Origin of the sequence: Dankookia rubra, assembly GCF_004355005.1 — a bacterium.
In the GTDB taxonomy this organism is placed as follows: Bacteria; Pseudomonadota; Alphaproteobacteria; order Acetobacterales; family Acetobacteraceae; genus Paracraurococcus; species Paracraurococcus ruber_A.
The window spans coordinates 1-892 of record NZ_SMSJ01000303.1 but is presented as its reverse complement, the minus strand read 5'-3'; the positions used below and the strand labels follow the sequence as shown (position 1 = coordinate 892).

Genomic DNA, 892 nt, shown 5'->3' with positions numbered 1-892 from the left:
CGAGCACGAGGATGATGCTGCGCTCGCGGCCGGCGCAGGTCTCACGGGCGAAGGTGGCGAGCAGTTCGGCGAAGAAGGGCTTCGAGAGGCCGCTGCAGAGATACCAGACCGCCTCGCCGCTGGTCGGCTGCACGAAGGCGGCGACGTGCAGCCACTGGTACCGATGATGGCCGAGTGCAATCGGCCGCTGGCCGATGGGCGCCCAGACCCGGCGGCGGATCGGCTTCAAGCCGAGGCGGTGCTCGTCCTCCGCCCAGACCTCGACCGGCCGGTCGGGATGCGCCGCCCTGGCCTCGGCGACAGCGGCATCGAGCCCCCCTTGAAGGCCGCCCGCTGCTCGGGCGTTGCCGCGCGCGGATGCCGCGGCCGCGGCGCCTGGACTGACCAGCCGATCCGCTTCAGCGCTTCCCAGCCGCGCTGCGGGTGCACCCGCGCCAAGCCGAGATGCCGCGCCATCCAGGCCGCCACCTTGGGGCCGCTCCACAGCCCGCCGGCCTCGGGCGGCGTCCGCACCCGCTCGGCCAGGGCGGCCAGCACATCCTCGGTCAGCAGGCTTGCCGCCCGGCCATTCCGCCGCCGCTGGTCGCCCAGTGCCTCGGGGCCAAGCGCGTTGTAGCGGGCTGCCAACTCCTCCACCCAGCGTGGCACGAAGGCCAGGACCTCGGCGACTTCGAGGACGGTACGTCCCTGCGCCAGCAGCCAGATCGCCTGGGTGTGCCGCGCCTCGGTGACGTCCCGCGCCGCCCGGTACCGCGCCTCCAACTCTTCAAGCGGGAGATGATCGACGATCCGCGCCATGGCACCGCTCCCTGACAGGGCAGAGCAGGCTACCACCCACGACCGTGCCAGTGGGAAGCGCCCTCACCGCGAGCCAATCACCCGGAGACGGTAT

Annotated in this window: 1 protein-coding gene and 1 pseudogene; both read right to left on the bottom strand. The window is 72.8% G+C overall.

Annotated elements, in window-relative coordinates:
* Positions 1 to 229: pseudogene (locus E2C06_RS36710) on the bottom strand (hypothetical protein); the annotation flags it as partial.
* Positions 226 to 798: a winged helix-turn-helix domain-containing protein gene (locus tag E2C06_RS36705; protein WP_133293420.1), complete on the bottom strand. Its 573-nt coding sequence runs from the start codon at positions 796 to 798 to the stop codon at positions 226 to 228. The gene E2C06_RS36705 and the pseudogene E2C06_RS36710, both read right to left, overlap by 4 nt.
* Between the last annotated feature and the right edge of the window lie 94 nt (positions 799 to 892).

Bases quoted from the DNA above. Each gene is read 5' to 3' on its own strand.
- E2C06_RS36705 (WP_133293420.1), bottom strand. From the start codon at position 798: ATGGCGCGGATCGTCGATCATCTCCCGCTTGAAGAGTTGGAGGCGCGG.